This window comes from Mesorhizobium sp. M1348 (assembly GCF_040317925.1).
Lineage (GTDB): Bacteria > Pseudomonadota > Alphaproteobacteria > Rhizobiales > Rhizobiaceae > Mesorhizobium.
In genome coordinates this window covers 35659-55019 of sequence record NZ_JAMYLH010000034.1, presented here as the reverse complement: position 1 = coordinate 55019, position 19361 = coordinate 35659, and the positions used below count along the sequence as shown (strand labels likewise).

Here is a 19361-nt window from a genome sequence, read left to right as displayed (position 1 = left end):
TGTCGCTACACGGTACGACAAACTGGCAGCCAACTTCCTCGCCATGATCCAACTCGCCTCAATGCGACTGTGGCTTCGCGCTTATGAGTCTACGGCCTAGACGGCCCTGATCAGCCGGAGCAGAGAAAGCGCTTCGAAAAAGCTCCCCTTGCGAAAGGCAAGATAGGTCGGCTCTTCGACACCGTGGAACCGGCGCTTGAAGGCCGCCTGCCCCTGCAGGTTGAAACGGGTGCGATTGACCCAGGGCGAGTCATAGGCACGCTGGAAGGCGCGCCGCCAGAAATCGCTTTCGGCAAACCCGCTAGGTCCGATTTCGACAAGCGGCGACAGGCCGAGGGTGACGGCGGAAACACCTTCGTCGCGAAAACGGTCGACCGCAAATTTGGTCAGGCCGATCTCGGCATGCGCCGAGGCATCGATGTGCTTGCGCTTGAACGAGGTGGTGTAGCCGATGATCTTGCCGTCGCTGAACAGCGGATCGAAATCCAGCAAGGCCACGAGCTCCCCATCCGGACCGTGCAGGACGAAACGGCGCATATCGACGCCAAGGTGATCGGCAAAGGGCCTGTTGAGAAATCTCATCTCCCAGCGCTTGACGATGCGGTCGGCCCGCCAATTATGGGAGAGCCTGGCAATCTCGTCGAGGAAGACGGTCCCGTTGTCCTCCGCGAAGGAAAACCCTTTCCTCAAGAGCCAGCGTTCGGAATAGCGCACTGTCTCATTGCGCTTTCCGGAAAAGTCGTGTCCGGGCAGGACAAGCCTGGTGTCGACGCCGAGGCGGTTGACCTGATAGCCAAGCCCGTCAAGCACGCGCGCCGTCTGTTCGCCGATCTGCACGAACCACGGGCTGCCGGCAACCTCGATGAAACGTCTGATATAGTCGCGCCGATCGGCCGGATCAGCCACTGGATCACCGAGCGCGAAATGATGTCGCGTTTTGCTGCCATAAGCGATGTAGCCGTGGGCATCGCCGAAGTAATGAAGCCCCTTCTGCACGGCGGTCGAATAGGCAAGGGAAAAATCACCATGGCGACGAACCAGCGCCAGGCGCTCGACATGGTTCAGCTGCAGCCGCGGTATTTTAGGCCCGTGGTTTTCCAGGAATCGATCGAAGCGTCTTCGCAGTGACGGCATGGTCGACTTTCGCGTGCCGGCTAGGCCGATGAAAGAGTTGACGGACCCCAAACCGATCATATTGCCGCGAGCTGATCCTTAACTGGGTGCGGCATGCTTACCCGGCCGAAACTGCCAGATTCCTAGGCGCAATCTGCCCCCGGTCCCGCCCAAAGGCGCACCACGCATTGTTGCCGACGCCCAGCGCCTGACGGCTGGTTGCTGCTGCGCCCTTGGCGACACGAAAATCGATGCCACTTCGGAAGCGCTCAGGTCACCTGCCAAACACGATGCTCTTATCGAACTGCGCTCTGAGAAGATTCTGCTTGATCGGAAGCCAGGAACTCGTCGCGTTCTGCTATCCACAAATCGGCGTAGTCGACATTCTGCCACTCGGCAAACCACGGGCCGCCGCTGGTATAGTGGACCGCCTTAGGTGTGCCGATCGCAGGCTTTTCGTTCCAACCTTCGAGCCAATTCCACTCTACGGGCAATGAGCCCAGGTCTTTGTCGGCAACCCACTGCATTCGGTGAAGATAGGCGCCACTTTCCTGATTCACGACCTCTGGCGTGAGCGATTTGACCGAAGGATGCGCGCAATTGAACAGCATCAGCGACGACCAGTTTTTCCGAGGATAGGACGTCTGGACCACGCCATCCATCTTGGTCGTGGCCTTCGGCGTATAGTCATGCTGGACGCAATAGACCGCCTTGTCCGAGTCCGTGTATTTCAGCAGGCCCGCGACGTCACCAAGCCACAGGAAATCGCAATCGCAAAACAGGGCCCAACCCGTGTAGTCGGCGAGAAAGGGCGTGAGGAAGCGCGTGTAGGTGAACTCCGTTGAGGCGAGCGGATCTTTTTCCCGCCAATACAGCCCGCGGGCACGCATCTCGTCCTGCTTGATCGGAATGACGGAAACAGGCGCCGACGCATGTTTGAGCAGCGAGTGTCGCGCGACGTCGTACGCGATCGGCTCACGGCTGTCCCATCCGATAAATACCCTAAACGCATCAGTCATATTCACTACCCTGGCTTTCGATTTTAACGGTCGTACACTAACTAGTTGGCGATGGCTCGGCAACAATTGCGGTCAACCAAGCCGGTTTCTCACAGATTTGTCCTGGCCTCAGCCTTGCTTTTTTTGGTGGACCTGGCCTCGCATTCCCACTGCGACACGCGCCCATTTCTGATAGGTGTAGCTGGCCGAATACGCGGCCACCATCGCACCAATGGAACCGTCCAGAAATCCCAGCCGGAAAATATAGCTGCGCACATAAGCCCAGACGGAGCGCAAAACCGCCTTGCTTATCGAGCTTTTTTTGCCCTCGGCAAGCAGCTGCGCGGCGGACGCTTCTGCGTACCGGCCGATCTTGTCGTGGGCATCTGCCAAGTCGGTAATGGAATCGTGCTCGATCGGCTGGGACAATCGGCTGACCTTCCCATTCACCAATACCTTCTCGTGCACGGTGTCGTCGCTGAAGCGCCCGGACCGGCGACGGAAGAGCCTGAGCACCAGATCGGGCGACCAGCCGCTATGGCGGACAATGTGCCCGCAAAAGCGCGATCTTCTCGGTATTTCGAAGCCGTCATAGGCTTTTGGGTCGGCGATTGCGGCCCTGATTTCCGCGCCGAGCGGCGCCTCCACCCACTCATCGGCATCCAGCGAGAGGATCCAATCCCCCGTTGCCGCGGCCAGCGCACGGTTTTTTTGCGCGCCGAAACCGGGCCAATCAACGGTCATCAGAACCTTTGCCCCCAGATCACCCGCAATCTCCCTGGTCCTGTCGCTGCTGTTGTTGTCGAGAACGACGATCTCATCGGCAAAATGGACCGACCGAAGGCATTGCGCGATGGACGCCTCCTCGTTGCGGGTGATGATAATGACCGAGAGCGCCGGCACGGTCAGAAGGTTCCGGCATCAAAGCTGCCACTGTCATTCGAATGCATCTGCAGCATCGGCTCCCGGCCTGTTGGCACACTGAGGGTACTAACCTGATCTAACAAAGTCGAAAATCATTTCAGATCAAGGCTTTCATACAGCGCCATCATTCGCTTGATCATGACATTGAAATCATAGTGTTCGGCCGCCGCTCTCACCCGGGTTGCGGTCTCAGGTCGTGACGACAACTGCAGCGCGTGCGCGAGCGCTGCTGCGAGGTCGCTTTCGCTGGCCGCATCGCAAACGAGCGTCGGCTCGAACCGCTCGACAAGCTCGCGCGCTCCACAGCCGGTGCTTACCACAGCCGGCAAGCCGCTGGCCATGGCTTCGATGACCACTGTGCCGAAAGGATCATAGATGGAAGGCAGCACGGCAATATCGGCCGCGCCGTACCACGGCAGCATGTCTTTCTGCGGCCCCAGCATCTTGAGCCGTGCGCCGAGACCGAGCCTGTCACCGGCCTGCCTGAAGGCGTTGGCGCGCGAATCATGGCCGATGACCCACAATTCAGGCTCGCCATCGAGCCTGGCGACCGCCTTCATCAGTGCAAGCAGTCCCTTTCGCGCAAAGCCCGAGCCGACAAACAGGACGACCGTCCTGTTTTCGTCGACGTCGAGCCGCGCGCGGATTGTCGCCCGATGCAGTTGGCGCAGCTGCGGATTGAAGCGGTCGAGGTCCACACCGTTGGGGATATGGTGCACATTTTCCGCCGGATAATCGTAGTGACGGACAATGTCGTCTGCCACCATCTTCGAAATCGCAATGACAGCTTTGAGCCGTGGGCTGGCATAGGTTGCGCGCTCGAGGCGCAGCGTCTGGCGGTGAAAAGGGCTCAGCGCCATTGCCGCCCTGCCAAGCCGCGTCTCGAAACGCCGCCGCTCGGCAAGATAGGCGGCATGAACGCCCTCCCCGGCCCGGAAGACATCGCAGCACGGCAGGCGATCGTTGCTCTGCACCAGCGCCGGCGGCATCTCGGCGATCTTGCGGCAGGCCGCTTGAGCAAAGGACGTCGCCCGCAGCGAACGCGGAAAGCGGCGGCCGGCACAATGGATGAATTCTACGCCTTCATATCGCGGCCAGTCGCCGGAGAGCACGGCCACCGGCCGCTGACGCGCGGCGAATGCGGCCATGATGTTTTCCAGCATGATCTCGCCTCCACCAAAAGGCGCATAACGCTGGCGCACGAACAGGATCGGCCTGTCGAATTGAATTTCGGTGCCACGAATGCCGGCGTGCATGGGGTCTGGGCTCCGGCCTTGTTGCCATCTGACGATGTCTATAGAGGCCAGCGCGCATCGGCAACAGTTGGAAGCTCACCCGCCGGAACTCAGAACAGGCCTGTGTCCATTGTCCGCGACTGCTTGCGATTTGCCTAACGGTGCTGCATGTAGAAATTAACTGCAAACAGCGGATCAGCGCCAGCTCCAGCCGGGCGGTGACCGCCATGAGGGAATCGACGGCTTGAGCAAAGCAACCTGGCCCGCCATTGTCCGCCGGACGATTACCGACACCGCCATATATCGGCTGAGACACACCTTCGGAAGACGGGCAGAAGTGTCATCGCTGCGGCCGATAACGCCCCTTAAAGCGAATGACCTGCCTTTGATCCTCGTCATCCGCAACGAGGCGGACAGGCTGCGCCCGTTCCTGAAGCACTATCGCGAACTCGGCGTCACCAGATTCGCCGTCCTCGATGATCGCTCGACCGACGGAACAGCTGAGCTTCTGGCCGAGCAGCCAGATGTCGATCTATTCAGTTCGCCGATCACCTATTCGCAGTCGGACCTGGGAAACCTTTGGCGGCAGCGTATTGTGCAGATTTATGGTCAGCCTCGCTGGTATCTGACCGTCGATGCGGACGAATATCTTGTCTATGACGGCATGGATCAGCATCCGCTCGGTGCGATGGCTGACTGGCTCAAGCGGCGCGGAATGACACGCCTGCTGGCGCCGATGATCGACATGTATCCGAGCGGAAACATCTGGGACGTACCCTTCGATCCCATCGTGCCGCCATGGCAAGTTGCGGACCATTTCGACGTCAGCGGCTATGAGGTGACGAGGAGCCCCCGGCATCTCAAGATCACAGGCGGCCCGAGGACCCGGCTTTTCGCCAGGCAGCACAAGTTGACCAAGTTTCCTCTGATATATGTTGATCGCCAGACGATTTTTACGTCGATTCACTCACCGCTGCCTTACTGGCGAAACTATATAAAGGGATTGGGCGGCCTGCTTCATTTCAAGTTCTTCGCCGATTTCAACGACAAGGCGCAGGTCGCGGTGGCGGAAGGTCAGTATTGGAACGGCGCTTCCAAATATCGCCAGTATCATGAGGTATCGAGCGGTAAAGCTGCTCTCAGCGCGATGAGCGAACAGTCAATGCTGTACGAAGGAGCTCACAGCCTGTTCAAAACGGGTTTGATCGACAAGATTGATTGGTAGACGGCATTTCCAGCAGATGCCGAACCGACATCATGCATAACCGAATGCTTTCATAAGCTGGGCACCTCGTCCTTGTACCAGGTCCTGTAACTCGGCGTTTCCAAGTTCGGAGCGCCATCTCCCGCTTCCGTCGTAGATCGGCTGATTGACCTGTTGGTTCCGGAGCACCTCATGTTGGGTCTCGACGCTGGCGTCGGTCGGCTTGAACCATTGCTGCGGGTTCTTGTGGTAGTCGAGGAGATCCGGGCTGAAGGTCACATCGAGAAAGCCGCAGATCTGCTCGACGACTTTGGCCGGATTCTCGACCAGGTCCTCATAGCGATAGATCAGCACATCCGGCTTTCCTCGTTCCGCAAAAACCAGCGCATTGTCGTTGATCCAGCGGTCGAGAGCCTCCTTTGGGTTGCCAAGTCGTTTGATCAGGGACGCTACGACGTCGCGCCCATCTCGCACCGGCATGACGAAACGCGCGCCGGGCACGAGCCGGCGAATGCGGGCGACACGGCGGATATGCCGCGGTGTCTTTTCAAGCAGCACGTTCTTTCCAGCCTCGAGCGCCGCCCGTTTCAGTTTCCAGAAGCGGAACATGGCCAGTGGCGTCCACTTGAAGAAAATGTTGGTTTCCTGGAGCGGCAGGTAGACGTCAGGATGCGACGCAAGGATCGTCGCAATCAACGTCGTCCCGCTATGGCCGCAGCCGCAAATGAATCCGGTCCGCATCACCATGTCGGCAATGCTCCCTAACCCAAGGCGACCCGGGCGCGGTTATCGACGCGAGCGTAGCACAAGCCGTTGGTGCTAAAGACCTTGTCCAGCTTCTCCCAATATTCGAACTTAGCCAACTGCTCGTCACAATAGGCCACGTCGTCCTCGGAAAGATATTCGCCGTAACCGCCTATCTTGCCCTTGCGCACCTTGAAGCTTTCGGGATCATTCGCATCGCGGGGCTGTAATATCTTGCCGTATCGATCGGACAGATCACCGGTCGATTCACTCACTTTCATCTTGTCGAATGTTCGGTTGTTCGCCACCTCGACAAGCGTCCGATCGTCAGCCTGCAGGTTCAGGAATCCAAGGATCGCGCGAAGGACACCAGCTGTATCCCGATGCATGTCTTCATATTGAAGATACCGGATTTCGCGCATCCGGGGCATTGCCGCAAACCAATGCAGGTTAAATCTAATGATCTTTTCGATCCCATGATTGTCGCTTCTGATAAAATCGCTGAACGATCCCGCTGGAAGCATGTGGCGCTTCTGAACCTGAAAGTACCCTGAGACCACCGTATCTCTTGGATCACGAACAAGCATTATTGTTCTTCTCTTCTTGTATCGAGATTTATTCTCCTTGAGGCTCGATTTCGGTCGAAGTAACTTGTGGTCGGTTCCGTCGTGAATGTATTGAACTTCAACTCCTAGATCGTCCAGCATGACACGCAGCCAGGTGCGCCCCGATTTTGGAAAGGATACGATAAGAGGAAGAGGCGGCGCTTTGGCCTGGAAAAATTTTAGAAAGGACATGGGAGAGACCTCCTTTAGATTATCAGAGCTGGCGCCCGAACCGCTGCCGGCCAGACCAACCCTATTACTGGGCGCCTAAGCCTACGGCTGGTTCGAACACAAGGCAGAAATGCCGGCAAGAATTGCGATCCTCTGCGGGGCGAATTGGGCCTTTACTATATCCCGGTTCGGAATGCCTTATGTTTTTTGGCCTGTTGCGACGACTGTTCGACACGGGCGCTCCATTGCGCGGTCCGTCGGCCGAACCCCTTAATGCGCATCGCGTCGAAGCGTATTCAGTGACGCGCTTTTGGACGACATGCATTAGCCACTCACTTTTGTGACCCATGGCGCCAGAATGGACTCGGCCTCGCCCATCACCACGGACCAGGGGCGTTCCCGTTTCGAGACCAGCACGGCCGATGGATAGTAGGGCGTGCGGTCGCCCTCGACCGGCCAGGAGCGCTTGAAGCCGTCGCCCAGAATGAAAACCGAGGGGATGCCGAGCGCGCCGGCCAGATGCGCTCCGGTATTGCTGATGGTCACCACGGCGTCCATCGCGGCAACCTGCGCGGCGAAAAGGTCCATGTCGACGAGCTGATCGACCGATCTGTCATGAAGAATGCGCTCCGGCTCACCGTCGGTCAGGATCTTCAGATCGGTCTCGATCTGGCCATACTGCAGCGAGACGAACCGAAGGTCCGGGCGGCCGATCAGGTTTCGCCAGGCGGCAAGCGGCGGCAGGTCTTTGCCGGGATTGGAGCTGCCCCATGCGATACCGACCAACGGCCGCCCTTCCTTCCGGTAGCGGGCGCGAAGTTCAGCGACCCGGGCCGGATCCGGCTTAAGGGACACGAAATGCTCGCGGATCGTCGCCTCGTCGGTCTCGAAAACGGCAGTCAGATGCTGGACGCCGGCGAAGGCCTGCGCCTCGCCATAGGCAGCCTTGCCATCAGCGCCGACCGGCCGCACATCGGCGGTCGGAAAAGTGCGCTGAAAGAGCGGTACCAGGCGGCGCTCGACCAGCACGATCGAGCGGGCGGCGCGCGCCAGGGCACAGCCCACGGAACTCGCATGATGGATCGCGGTGGCCAGACCCTGCTTTTCGGTTTCCATCAGATCGACCAGCAGTGTCTGGCCCGAAATATCCTGGCCCAGCCACTCCCCATCGACGCGGCCGTTGACGATGTGGCGTCGTGCGATCCTGAGTTCGGCGGCTGCGCCATAGGCGCCCATCCGCATCAGCGCCTTGCTGAGCTCGTCGATCAGGTGGACCTCGCCCCTCGACTTCGCAATGGATCCAAGAGCCAGGGCTTTCGGCAGTGCCGCCGGCCAATCGCGCGACTCGACGCTTCGCCGATAATCCGCCATCTGATCGGCAATGTCGCCGTCGCGCCAGCGAAGGAAAAGCTGCCGGCGGTGACGTCGGAACCAGACCTTGTATTTGTAGCCTGCAAGCGCGACAGCGCGGCGCAACCGGCCGACAAGTTGGTTACCCTCCATCGCCAGCTCCGCCGATGATTTGCATGACCCGTCCGCCTGCTTCCTGCACTGCCGACGCCCAGGCTCGGCCGCCTTTTCGGACCAGTCGAACGGTCGGATATGCGGCGACGGTCTCGCCGAAAGCAGGCCAGGACAGGCGAAACCCGTCGTCGAGCATGACAATCGTCGGCACGCCCAGCGCTCCGGCGAGGTTGGCGCCGGTATTGCTGATCGTCACCACCGCGTCGAGCGCCGCGATTTGGGCGGCAAAGCGGTCCATGTCCGTCAACTGGTCGACGGAAGCGTCATGGATGATGCGCCCCGGCGCGTGGCGCTCGAACTCGGAGAGGGCCGGCCCGACATCGCCATATTGCAAGCTGACGAGGCGCCCCGGCAGGCTGCCGAACAGCGTCCGCCAATCGTCCAGAGCCGGCAGATCCTTGCTCTTGTTCAGGCTTCCCCAGGCAAATCCGATCAGGGGACCTGGGCCGCCATCGAGATAGGTGCCGCGCAGCTCGGCAACCAGTCGGCGGTCCGGCTCCAGCGGAACGAAGGGCGCGCGTGCCGCCGGGTCGTCCGGCCAGAAATGCTTTGCGAGTGTCTCGAAACCGGCAACGACGTCGGCGTCCACCGCCGCCATGTCCTCTTCCCCTTCAATCCTGACATCGAGCGCAGGATATGTTCTGCGATAAAGCGGTGCCAGTCGCGGCTCGACGAAGACGATGCATCGACCGGCAGCCGCGACGACTGGACCAAGCAGCGACGCGAACTGGAAAAAGATCGCCAGGTCGCCTTCGCGACGATCGACGAGAAGCGTGCGACCCGCAAGATCACTGCCATCCCAATCGGGCCTGCCGCGCAGCTGCTTGCTCGCCGCCATCAACTGCCAGATGCGATTTCCTCCGTCGAGACGCCTCAGTCCACGCCCCGCTTTCTTGATCAGCCCGAGATCGCCAAGCTGCTCACCAAGCACGCCAAGCGCCAGTGCATGGTCGCGAGCAGTTTGCCAGTCACCACGCTGCACGCTTTCCTCCATCAGCCTCGTATGCCTTTCGGCATTTTCGTCGGCGTGGCGCGAGGGACGTCTAAGAAGTTCCTTTGCCCGCTCGAGAACCTTCTGCAGCCGCTTGCCGACGGCGCTCTGCGGGCGCAGATCGGCGGTTTTTGCTTTCTGAAGGATGGTTCGTCTGTTCTGCACGGCGATGTTCTATCGTCCTCGGGGAGCGTCGGAAAGCGTCGTCAGGATCGACGAGAGCCGCCGGCCGGCCCCGTCGAGCACCAGCGACCAAGGGCGCCCCTCCTTGCGAATGATAATGCCCTTCGGATACCAGGGTGTCCGGTCGCCGGTCACTGGCCATGCCGTCTGAAAATTGTCGTCGATGAGGAAAACAGTCGGCACGCCAAGGGCTCCGGCAAGATGGGCCGCCGTATTGCTGATCGTCACGACAGCATCAAGTGCGGCGACCTGTGCGGCGAAACGGTCCATGTCGACCATCTGGTCGACGCTGTCGTCAAAGATCAGACGCGCGTCATTGCCGTTGCGAAGGCGCCGCAACGCCGGCTTGATCTGTCCGTACTGGAGCGAAACGAATGTCGCTGGCGTCTGGGCGATGAACCTTGCCCATTCCGGGAAGTCAGGCACGTCCTTGGTGTGGGATTTACTGCCCCAGGAGAGACCCACCAGCGGCAGATCCGTCATCGAGCGATAGCGCCTGCGGAATGTCTCGACGAGTTCAGGATCTGCCCGCAGCGGCACGAAGTCGGCAGCAAGCTTTTCGGCATCGCGTCCGAACACCCAGGCGAGATCTTCGAAAGTCGCACGTTTGTCGCCGACCACATCCTGCTGCGCCGGGATCACGGTCGCCTTCGGGAACGTTCGCTGCAGAATTGATACCAGGCGCGGCTCGACCCGAATTGTTGCGCTTTGCGCATAGGCAGCGGCAGCGCCGGCCAGTCGCGCGTGGCGGATAACCCGGCCAAGGCTGCGCGGGTCATCCTCCACAAGATCGATCAGCAGTGTATCCGATCCGAGATTCTCGCCGGTCCAATCGTTGGCGCTTTTCCCTTTCCGCAGCCTGCGAGCGGAAAGCCGAAGCTCAGCTGCCCGCGCAAAGTTGCCAAGCCGTTCGAATGCCTGGCCCGCCTTCTGCATCAGCTCCGGGTCGCGATTGTGATCGGCCGTGACAGCCATCTCATTGGTACCGGCTTCAAGGCCTTTCCAGTCCCTGCGCACGATCAGCGCCTCAACCTTGGCCTGCAGCTCAAGAATGGAACGCGGCTGCTTGGGACCGGAAAACAACCTGCGCACCGCCTTTTTGTACCGGCGCAGCTGAAGGCCCAGTCCACCAATCACATACCGGACATAGGAACCGTGATAAAAGCTGGTCATCGGCCTTCAGCGCAATACGCTTTGCCGCAGCTTTTTGCCGCTTTCGGCCATCGGATCGGGCGTCTCCAGGTGGAATATCGAACGATATATCTCGCTGTGTTTGGCAAGCTGGTCATGCGTTCCATCATCGACAAGCTGTCCGGCGTCAAACACGAGAGTACGATCGGCCGCCTTGATTGTAGACAGCCTGTGCGCAATGCAGATCACCGTGCGCTGAAATGTGTTGTCGAAGGCTGCCTCCATGACTGCCCGTTCGTTTTCACCGTCAAGCGCCGATGTCGCTTCATCATAGACGATTACCGCAGCATTCTTGAGCAAGGCGCGTGCGATGGCGACGCGTTGTTTCTGCCCGCCCGACAGATTGGTGCCGCTCGGCCCGACAAGCGTGTCGAGCCCGTTTTCGAGCGCCGAAGCAAAGCTGGTGACCCGGGCGAGGTTCGCAGCAGACTCGATTTCCTGATCCGTAGCGTTCGGGCGGCCATCACGAATGTTGTCGCGGATCGAGCCTTCGAACAGGAAGACGTCCTGTGACACAAGTGCGATATTGTCGCGAACGTCGGCCAGGCTGATCTTCGAAATGTCCTTTCCGTCGATCAGGATCCTGCCCTTGTCCGGCTCCATCAGGCGCAGGATCAGATTGACGATGGTGGTCTTGCCGGCGCCGGAGCGGCCGACGATCGCCAGCTTCTCACGAGGTCGCACGTCGAAGGAAACACCCTCGAGCGCCGGGCTGTTGCCGTCATAGGAGAAGGCCACATCTTCAAAGCGGATACCACCATCGACGTCGGTCAGGCGCTCGCCTGCGATTGCGAGTCGCCGCTGCTCGGGCGTGTCGATCAAATCATACATCTGCTCGACGGCAACCATTTGCTTCTGGATGTCGACGTTGACCCGGGCCAACCGCTTGGCAGGCTCATAGGCAAGCAGGAACGCGGTAATGAAGGCCATGAATTCGCCAGGCGTCTTGCCGTTGCCGAGGGTCTGCCAGCTGGCATACATAACGAAAAGCCCGATGATCACGCCGCCGCCGGTCTCCATCAATGGGCTCATCAATGCTGATGTCCGGTTGATCTGGATGCCACGTCTTTCCATCTTGCGGACGGCCTTTGCAAAGCTGGCAACTGCCTTGTCCTCGAGCTGGAAGGATTTGATGGTGCGGATGCCTTCGACGGCTTCCGTGCCGATCGACTGGACTTGTGCGGCCAATTCCGTCTCGCCCCTCGCCAGCGCCTTGAGCTTCCTGGTTATCGCCCCGACTGACAGGAACAGCATCGGCAGAACCGCCACGGATATCAGCGACATTACCGGGTCCTGCTTGACCATGACGCTGGCCAAGGCAATCAGGGTCAGCAGATCAGAGACGGCGCTGCTCGTGAGGGTGAGAATAACGGTCGCCCCGGCGCGCGCGTTGAACATGATTTTGGAGATGAATTTTGCCGGATGCTGGTTGGCGAAACGGCTGATGTCGAAATACACCATTCGGGAAAATTGACGGTTTTGAAGGTCCGAAACGATAGCCCGGCGAATCTTTCCCGTCGTGATGGTCTGGCAGTAGGCAGCTATGCCCTTGACCAGGAAAATGCCGATGATGACGACGCTGATACCCGATACAGCGGCAGCGTCTCGCTCGACATAGATGGTGTTGATCATGACTTTCATAATCCAGGCCGCTGCGCCGGTCGCCGCAGCGGCGGCGATCGAGCACAGCAAACCTGTCACATACAGCATCTTGTGCGGCGGCAGATTTTCGCCGATCAGACGCTTGATCAGCGGATATGCCGGGACCGTTGATACTCGTTTCTTTGTAATCATCTCGTCGCCGCCCGTTGCGATCCCGTCCGGTCTTCGCGTTGTCTTGAAAGCGCGAGACGGTTTCGATCACTGTCTGTGGCTTCGTTCCCGACCGCAGTCAATGCCGAACCGGATCCTTGCACGTCATCGCTTATGACCGTCGGTTCCTCGCATGCCAAGCTATGCGGCTCTTGCGCCATTCGTCGTCGGCCGCGCTATGCCTGGTCAGTGTTTTGCGAGGACCATGAGATGGCTTCCAAGAGGCGATGTGTGATTGCTTTTGATCGAAAAGCCCACATCCGAAAGCACCGCGATCATCTCCTTATCCTTGCCAGGGGGGACGCGGGCAACGATCGTTTGAGCACGCCCGGCGATATCGGACAGCACGCTTCGCGCCTTGTCCGCGCCCAGGCTCCATTGCATGTGATGGTAGACCGCCAGCAGCATGACGATGTCGTACTGCGGTTGGAGAACATTTTGCAGCTTTCGGCTGCCAAGATCGAGACAATCGAACCGGCTTTGGACTGGACAACCCAGGAAGATCATCCTGGCCGTCTCGATATGCGGCTTGAGAATGTCGATCCCATGGATCGAACTCGGTCCTAGCTTGGATATCTCATAGGCGACAACACCCATGTTGCAGCCAACATCGAGAATGGATTTCCCGGCGTAGTCGACCTCTGCGGAGAATAGCCCGTCCAGTCGGTCTTCCCACGTTCCCTTGAATCTCTTTTGCTTATTTGACCACCACAAATCATTGTTCTCCAAAAACGGCGCCGGACTGGTTTCCTTGACGGATGAGGACTGTGCGCCGGGCCTAGCCCGGTCCAGTTGCTGGCGCGCAAACGACACTGTCCAGAACGTCCTGTAAACGTAACCGCGGGAGAAAGGAACTCCTGATCACAGCATCCTGCGAAGACGTTTCGGGAAGGTGACGAACACCCGGCCCGACAAATCGACACATCGGTTGGAAATCGCAATGTCGCTTGGCGCCCCCTACCCGGGCCTGCCCTCGAGTTCCTGAAACGCACGCCTTTTCGGTAAAGCAAGCCATGTTTGTTCTTGCTTTGTGCCGGCAGCTATGCTACTAATTTGCCTATGGTGCTGATTTGCACCAACGACCGTCTTGCCGCGACATGCGGTTTTTCAGCCAGGCTCGATCAAAGCTCGCCCGCATTGCCGGGCTTTTGGCGAATCACGGTCGAGCGCCAGCCTTTTCGGCAGCTTCCGAGAAGGGAAATCGGAAAAGCAGTTTCCGGTTCTCGTCGCAGATTTCGAATGAAAGGCCTGTCAGGACCGGGTTGCCGCTGAGCAGGCCCTCGGCCAGGATTTCCTTGGCCGAAGCCATGGCGTTATCCTGTGCCGCGGACAAACCGTCCAACTCCTGACCCTCGAAATCTTCCGTCAAGCGGCCCTCATTGTTTCGGAAATGGAAAAAATATCTCGGCATGGCTGCTCCGGTTGGTCGGTTTCTCTTTGGTCGGTTTCTCTAATGCATGTCGCGCAAAAAGTGTGCAGCGGTTTTGCGACAACGACATGCATAAAAACAAGAACCTAAGGCGCGTCGCACGAGGCTGATCGACGCGACGCGCTTTAGTCGCGAGCGCCTCAGGAACAGCGTCGGATTTGTGCACGACAGCACCGTGCGATTTTGGTGTTGGGATTCATGGCGTTTAGGCCTTCATGCGTCAGGTCGATCGAACAGCACCCCCAGCCCATGTTCAAACGCACATACCGCAATCATGTCGTCCAGGGCTTTTCCGGAGACCGGGCAATTCGGCATGACAGCCCTGATCGCGATCTCAGCCGCTGCGGTAGAAACCACATCGTGGCGCCTCTTCCTGGTCTCCATATATTGCTCGATGAGAATTTTCAGGCGCCGCGCTGCAATCTCGTCAACGACCATCGTTCTCCCTCGATTCGGCACAATGTCCGTCTTCCGGGGTCCGTCCTCCGGGTGAAGGCCCGGTGCCATTGGGTAGCAGCGGACCACTCGTATGGGTGAGCCAATGGCCCGAGGCGGGGGTGTCTCGGACCGCCACCACAATAGCTTCGGCAGGGCACTCGTTCCATAGAACGCTGTCGTTGGTAATTTTCGTACACTGAGCATTGCCGCAGACAGTCTGCGACCGTGGGATTTTTGCGCTATGCCCGTAGCCTGATACCGGATCAGCTTCGGCTTCGATCGAGATAGCTGTAGATGCCCGCGCCGATCGCGACCGCTCCTACGGTGATCAGAATCGATGGCACCCCCATCGACGTGGCGACGATCCCCCAGACAATGGCGACGGCAATTGCGCCGGCCGTTCCCAGCACCAGTCTAAGCCGTTTCGACATTATCCATTCCCCCAAAAGTGCAGCTTTTGCCTTTTTCTGATCGAAATACCGCAATGCGGCACCATTGTCTGCGCTTCGTCCAACTTTTTATGCCGCCCCTGAGCCCCGACCGCTGAGGCGTAAGCGATCCGTATGCGGCCTTGTCGCAAACACCCACTCGACAACGAGGAAGCTTGGGCGCGAGCCCGAGAAGCGAGGCGTCAGAAAGCGAGGTATCTATGCAAAATTTTCGGAATTTACTCCGGTTCACGATCATGGGCATGGCGGCCACGACAACCGCAATAGTCATCACGGGCCTGACCCCCGAGGCAACCGAAGCGACTTTGATTTGCCATAGGTTGGTCTGCCAGAAGGCGAGCAATGAACGCAGTGCCTTCGGCACCAAATATCAGCGCAAATGCACCTGCGAAAATGTAAGCGAAAGCGCGTCGGTCGCCGATCGGGCGCTCCGGCTGAATGCCATCCTTCATCTGACGATCTGCAGCAGTTGGCGCCTATCGCCTCAACGCGTGATCGCGATGCCGATCCTCGCCGCTCATCGGCAACGGCCTATCGCCCTCGAGCAGGCGGGTGATCCGGGCGAAGCCGGCAAAAGCCTTTCGCGCTTCCTCGGCCGACATCCGGCCGGCCATGGCCGCTGCGCAGCAATTCACCGCACATTGGTAAACCGGCCCGCGCCGCCCAGCCGGCCATTTTCGCAAGAATGCCATTGCTTCGGCAACGCTGTCGATCTCCTCCACAGGCTGTCCCTGTCCGCGCAAAATCCGCACGGGCGAAAAGAATTGCAAGCGGTCCATCATTTCCTCCCCGTCGACCGGATGCGTGCGATCGAACCCCACTAAACTCGCGAACCGGGCTTTGGTTCCCGGCCAAGGAGGGCTTGGCCTGAAAAATGTTGGCCGGACCAGACGAGCAGCGGTGGAAGCGCCAGGCAGCCCCAATTGCCTGACATCTTGCCCCAATTGGGTGACATCTCGCCATTGTACGGGAACGTTAGCGCGGCTGATGCATTTCGATGCCACGAGCAGTCTTTTTGAGGGAAATGCCAAAACATGAGAATAGCCCATGTGGCGCCGCTCCATGAATCCGTGCCACCCCGGTTCTATGGAGGGACGGAGCGCATCGTCTCCTATCTGACCGAGGGATTGGTCGAGCTTGGCCATGACGTGACCCTGTTCGCCAGCGGCGATACCAAGACATCGGCGAAATTGGTGGCGTGTCGCGAGCGCGCGCTCCGTCTCGATCCGCGCCCGCACAAATCCGAAACCGCAGCGCATCTCTCGATGCTCGCAGAGGTGAGGAACCGAGCGCAACAGTTCGACATCATCCATTTCCATCTCAGCCACTTCCTGCATTTTCCTTTCTTCGAACACATGCCCGACCGGACGGTGACGACACCGCATGGCAGGCTCGACTATGTCGACCTGGCCCCGGCCTACGAACATTTTCCGCGTTTTCCGATGATCTCGATTTCCCGCAGCCAGAGAACCGGGCTGGCCAAGGCCAATTGGCTGGCGACCATCCATCACGGGCTGCCGATCAATATGTACGAGTCGACTTTCGAGACGGATGCGGACGAGCCGTATCTGGCCTTTCTGGGCCGGCTGTCGCGCGACAAGCGCCCGGACCGTGCCATCGAGATCGCCTTGCGCTCCGGGCTGAAACTGAAGCTTGCGGCAAAGATCGGCGATGACGACCGCGCCTTTTTCCACGACACGGTCGAGCCGCTGATCGACGGCGACCGTGTCGACTATGTCGGCGAGATCGAAGAGGACAGAAAAGCGGAATTCCTCGGCAAGGCGGCCGGCCTGCTGTTTCCAATCGATTGGCCGGAGCCGTTCGGTCTTGCCGCGATAGAGGCTATGGCCTGCGGCACGCCGGTAATCGCCTGGAAATGCGGTGCCCTGCCGGAGATCATCGACCACGGCGTGACCGGTTTCCTTGTCGATTCAGTCGATGCTGCGGTCGCCTCGATACCGGAATTGCTGCGCCTCGACAGGCGACAGGTGAGAGCCGTATTCGAAAACCGTTTTTCTGCCACGAGAATGGCCCACGACTATGTGGCTGCCTATACGCGCCTGATCGGCGCTCCCGGTGAAGCGAGAGCATCCTGATCGGCGTCATTGTGGACATTGGAAGGAAACGACAGAGCTTGTGACGTATGAATCAACTCGACGAGCGTAAGCTTGATCCCGCCGTAGCCCTTGCCTCCCTCGACGAGGTTGCGCCCCGGGAGCCGCACCGGCTGTTCGCCCTCAAGCAAGGCGACTGCTTCGCGGTGGCCGACGCCTATGGCGACATCCGCGGCGCCGGCGACGGCTTTTTCCGAGACGACACGCGTGTGCTTTCGGAATTCCGGCTGACGGTCGGTGGCCGGCAAATGTCGCTGCTGGGCGCATCGCTCAGCCAGGACAATGTGCTTTTCACCTCGAACTTGACCAATCTGCCGATCCAGAGTGTCGGTGGTCGCGACATTCCGCAAGGCGCGATCCACATAGAACGCGTCAGGCTGCTTTGGCAGGACCGGCTGTTCGAGCGCATCACCCTTTCCAACTACAGCCAGGAATCGTCGGCCATTCGGGTTTCGTTGCATTTCGCAGCAGATTTCCGTGACATGTTCGAGGTGCGCGGTTCGACCCGGCTCAAGCGCGGAATAGCCCACGCCGCCGAGACCAGTCCGACATCCGTGGTGCTTCGATATGACGGGCTAGACCAGCTCGTGCGCCTGTCGGCAATCTCGTTCTCGCGGGCGCCGGACAATTTGACCGCCAGCCGTGCGGATTTCCTGGTTGCGGTGACGAAGCGCAGCAGCGAGGTCCTCTATATCGAGGTCGGCCCGGAAGTGGCGGAGACACCCGACCGCGACCGTTTTCGGGCTGCCGCCGCCCGCGCTCGCTTCGGCATGCGCGCCAAACGCCGCCACGGCGCGACGGTGCACAGCTCCGGCCGCGTCTTCAACGACTGGATCGAACGCGCGCGCGCGGACGTGGCGTTGCTGACCACCGAGCTTGCAACCGGACCTTACCCCTATGCCGGCATACCCTGGTTCTCGACGGCGTTTGGCCGTGACGGGGTGATTTCCGCACTGCAGATGCTGTGGTTGAATCCTGGGCTGGCGCGCGGCGTACTCGCCTTTCTCGCCCAGCATCAGGCAACCGAAACGTCGCCGTTCAGCGATTCGCAGCCGGGCAAGATCATGCACGAGACCCGCAAGGGCGAGATGGCGGCGCTGCGGGAGCTCCCGTTCGGCCGCTATTACGGCGGCGTCGATACCACGCCGCTCTACATTCATCTCGCTTGCGCCTATGCGGATCGTACCGGCGACATGGCATTCGTCGACAGTCTGTGGCCATCGCTCTGTGCAGCGGCCGAATGGACGGAGGAGACAAGCCGCGCGACCGGCTTCGTTACCTACCAGCGCGGCGCCGAGACCGGCCTCGCCAACCAGGGCTGGAAGGACAGTTTCGATTCCGTCTTCCATGCCGATGGCCGCATGCCCAAGGGGCCGATCGCCCTGGTCGAGGTGCAAGGCTACGTCTTTGCCGCGTTCCGTGGGCTGGCAGCGCTCGCCCGCCGCCGCGGCGAGGACGACAAGGCCGATCATTGGGAGGAACGCGCCGAAACCATGCGCGCCGCGGTGGAACGCCATTTCTGGATGGACGATCTCAATTTCTATGCACTGGCGATCGATGGTGCAGGCGAGCTCTGCAAGGTACGGACGTCGAATGCCGGCCATCTTCTCTTCGTCGGGCTGCCCGAGCCGGAACGGGCGCAAATGGTCGCCGATCAGCTGCTCTCCGCGTCGTTCCACTCTGGTTGGGGAGTGAGGACGCTGGCCGACGATGCGATATTCTTCAACCCGATGTCCTACCACAATGGTTCGATCTGGCCGCACGACACCGCCATGTGCGGTGCCGGCTTGGCACGTTATGGCGTGCGCGACAGCGTGGTCCGGCTGATGAGCGGCACGTTCGAATCGGCTGTCCATTTCAACATGCGGCTGCCGGAACTGTTCTGCGGCTTTACCCGGTCGCCGGGCGAAGCGCCGATCGCCTATCCCGTCGCGTGCCTGCCGCAAGCCTGGTCAGCGGGATCGGCCTTCATGCTGATGCAGGCCTGCCTTGGGCTCGAAATCGACGGCTGGAACAGCGAAATCCGGGTCACCCGCCCAAGGCTGCCGATCGGCATCGACACGCTGACATTGCGGCATCTGGGTGTCGGCTCGACAGTGGTCGACCTCACATTCCAGCGTGTCGGCGACCGGGTCGTCGCCTTTCTCGCCGATCGGTATGAGGGGATGGTGCCGCTCATCGTGCGCACTTGATGCCGCCGCGCTGCGGCGCATCGAAAATGACGCGCGGCATTGCA

The 19361-nt window shown here is 59.9% G+C and carries 18 protein-coding genes and 1 pseudogene; 4 read left to right on the top strand and 15 right to left on the bottom strand.

Features of this window, described 5'->3' with window-relative positions; translation table 11 throughout:
- Nucleotides 1-100, top strand: a pseudogene (locus tag NKH13_RS31270) (IS5/IS1182 family transposase); the annotation flags it as partial.
- Here NKH13_RS31270 and NKH13_RS31265 read toward each other — a convergent pair.
- From NKH13_RS31265 to NKH13_RS31250, 4 genes are all read right to left on the bottom strand, one after another.
- On the bottom strand, nucleotides 97-1134 hold the full coding sequence (locus NKH13_RS31265) for a phosphatidylglycerol lysyltransferase domain-containing protein (protein ID WP_352721432.1): 1038 nt from the start codon (nucleotides 1132-1134) through the stop codon (nucleotides 97-99). The pseudogene NKH13_RS31270 and the gene NKH13_RS31265 overlap by 4 nt on opposite strands.
- A gap of 275 nt (nucleotides 1135-1409) precedes the next feature.
- A complete protein-coding gene (locus tag NKH13_RS31260; RefSeq protein WP_352721433.1) occupies nucleotides 1410-2132 on the bottom strand; it encodes a glycosyltransferase in 723 nt (240 codons plus the stop codon).
- Nucleotides 2133-2240: 108 nt separating this feature from the next.
- Nucleotides 2241-3014 (bottom strand): glycosyltransferase family 2 protein, encoded by a 774-nt coding sequence (locus NKH13_RS31255; RefSeq protein WP_352721434.1) that lies wholly within the window; start codon nucleotides 3012-3014, stop codon nucleotides 2241-2243.
- 113 nt (nucleotides 3015-3127) lie between these two features.
- A complete protein-coding gene (locus tag NKH13_RS31250; protein WP_352721436.1) occupies nucleotides 3128-4291 on the bottom strand; it encodes a glycosyltransferase family 4 protein in 1164 nt (387 codons plus the stop codon).
- Nucleotides 4292-4514: 223 nt separating this feature from the next.
- Here NKH13_RS31250 and NKH13_RS31245 point away from each other — a divergent pair, with 223 nt between their 5' ends.
- Nucleotides 4515-5495: a glycosyltransferase family 2 protein gene (locus NKH13_RS31245; protein WP_352721438.1), complete on the top strand. Its 981-nt coding sequence runs from the start codon at nucleotides 4515-4517 to the stop codon at nucleotides 5493-5495.
- 30 nt (nucleotides 5496-5525) lie between these two features.
- Here NKH13_RS31245 and NKH13_RS31240 read toward each other — a convergent pair whose 3' ends face one another.
- The 11 genes from NKH13_RS31240 to NKH13_RS31190 form a co-directional block, all read right to left on the bottom strand.
- Nucleotides 5526-6215 (bottom strand): sulfotransferase family protein, encoded by a 690-nt coding sequence (locus NKH13_RS31240; protein WP_502914600.1) that lies wholly within the window; start codon nucleotides 6213-6215, stop codon nucleotides 5526-5528.
- Nucleotides 6216-6235: 20 nt separating this feature from the next.
- On the bottom strand, nucleotides 6236-7015 hold the full coding sequence (locus NKH13_RS31235) for a sulfotransferase domain-containing protein (RefSeq protein WP_352916664.1): 780 nt from the start codon (nucleotides 7013-7015) through the stop codon (nucleotides 6236-6238).
- A 303-nt stretch (nucleotides 7016-7318) separates the two neighbouring features.
- Entirely contained in the window at nucleotides 7319-8497 is a 1179-nt protein-coding gene (locus NKH13_RS31230; protein ID WP_352721442.1) for a glycosyltransferase family 9 protein, read from the bottom strand.
- Nucleotides 8487-9674 (bottom strand): glycosyltransferase family 9 protein, encoded by a 1188-nt coding sequence (locus NKH13_RS31225; protein WP_352721444.1) that lies wholly within the window; start codon nucleotides 9672-9674, stop codon nucleotides 8487-8489. The genes NKH13_RS31230 and NKH13_RS31225 overlap by 11 nt, the downstream gene beginning before the upstream one ends.
- A 9-nt stretch (nucleotides 9675-9683) precedes the next feature.
- Nucleotides 9684-10865 (bottom strand): glycosyltransferase family 9 protein, encoded by a 1182-nt coding sequence (locus tag NKH13_RS31220; RefSeq protein WP_352721446.1) that lies wholly within the window; start codon nucleotides 10863-10865, stop codon nucleotides 9684-9686.
- Between the two features lie 6 nt (nucleotides 10866-10871).
- Nucleotides 10872-12677 carry an ABC transporter ATP-binding protein gene (locus tag NKH13_RS31215; RefSeq protein ID WP_352721448.1) on the bottom strand — a complete coding sequence of 602 codons (1806 nt, stop codon included), beginning with the start codon at nucleotides 12675-12677 and terminating at the stop codon, nucleotides 10872-10874.
- A gap of 204 nt (nucleotides 12678-12881) precedes the next feature.
- Nucleotides 12882-13508 carry a class I SAM-dependent methyltransferase gene (locus NKH13_RS31210; RefSeq protein WP_352721450.1) on the bottom strand — a complete coding sequence of 209 codons (627 nt, stop codon included), beginning with the start codon at nucleotides 13506-13508 and terminating at the stop codon, nucleotides 12882-12884.
- 343 nt (nucleotides 13509-13851) lie between these two features.
- Nucleotides 13852-14106: a DUF6894 family protein gene (locus NKH13_RS31205; RefSeq protein WP_352721451.1), complete on the bottom strand. Its 255-nt coding sequence runs from the start codon at nucleotides 14104-14106 to the stop codon at nucleotides 13852-13854.
- A gap of 231 nt (nucleotides 14107-14337) precedes the next feature.
- The gene (locus tag NKH13_RS31200) at nucleotides 14338-14562 is read right to left on the bottom strand and encodes a hypothetical protein (protein ID WP_352721453.1); all 225 of its coding nucleotides are present in this window, start codon (nucleotides 14560-14562) and stop codon (nucleotides 14338-14340) included.
- Between the two features lie 263 nt (nucleotides 14563-14825).
- Nucleotides 14826-14993, bottom strand: a complete 168-nt coding sequence (locus tag NKH13_RS31195; protein WP_352721455.1) for a hypothetical protein — start codon at nucleotides 14991-14993, stop codon at nucleotides 14826-14828.
- Nucleotides 14994-15487: 494 nt separating this feature from the next.
- A complete protein-coding gene (locus NKH13_RS31190) occupies nucleotides 15488-15790 on the bottom strand; it encodes a DUF982 domain-containing protein (protein ID WP_352474284.1) in 303 nt (100 codons plus the stop codon).
- A gap of 255 nt (nucleotides 15791-16045) precedes the next feature.
- On the opposite strand from NKH13_RS31190, the gene NKH13_RS31185 reads away from it, so the two are divergent.
- Entirely contained in the window at nucleotides 16046-17107 is a 1062-nt protein-coding gene (locus NKH13_RS31185; protein ID WP_352721457.1) for a glycosyltransferase family 4 protein, read from the top strand.
- A gap of 47 nt (nucleotides 17108-17154) precedes the next feature.
- Nucleotides 17155-19317: an amylo-alpha-1,6-glucosidase gene (locus NKH13_RS31180; protein ID WP_352721458.1), complete on the top strand. Its 2163-nt coding sequence runs from the start codon at nucleotides 17155-17157 to the stop codon at nucleotides 19315-19317.
- Nucleotides 19318-19361: the final 44 nt, after the last annotated feature.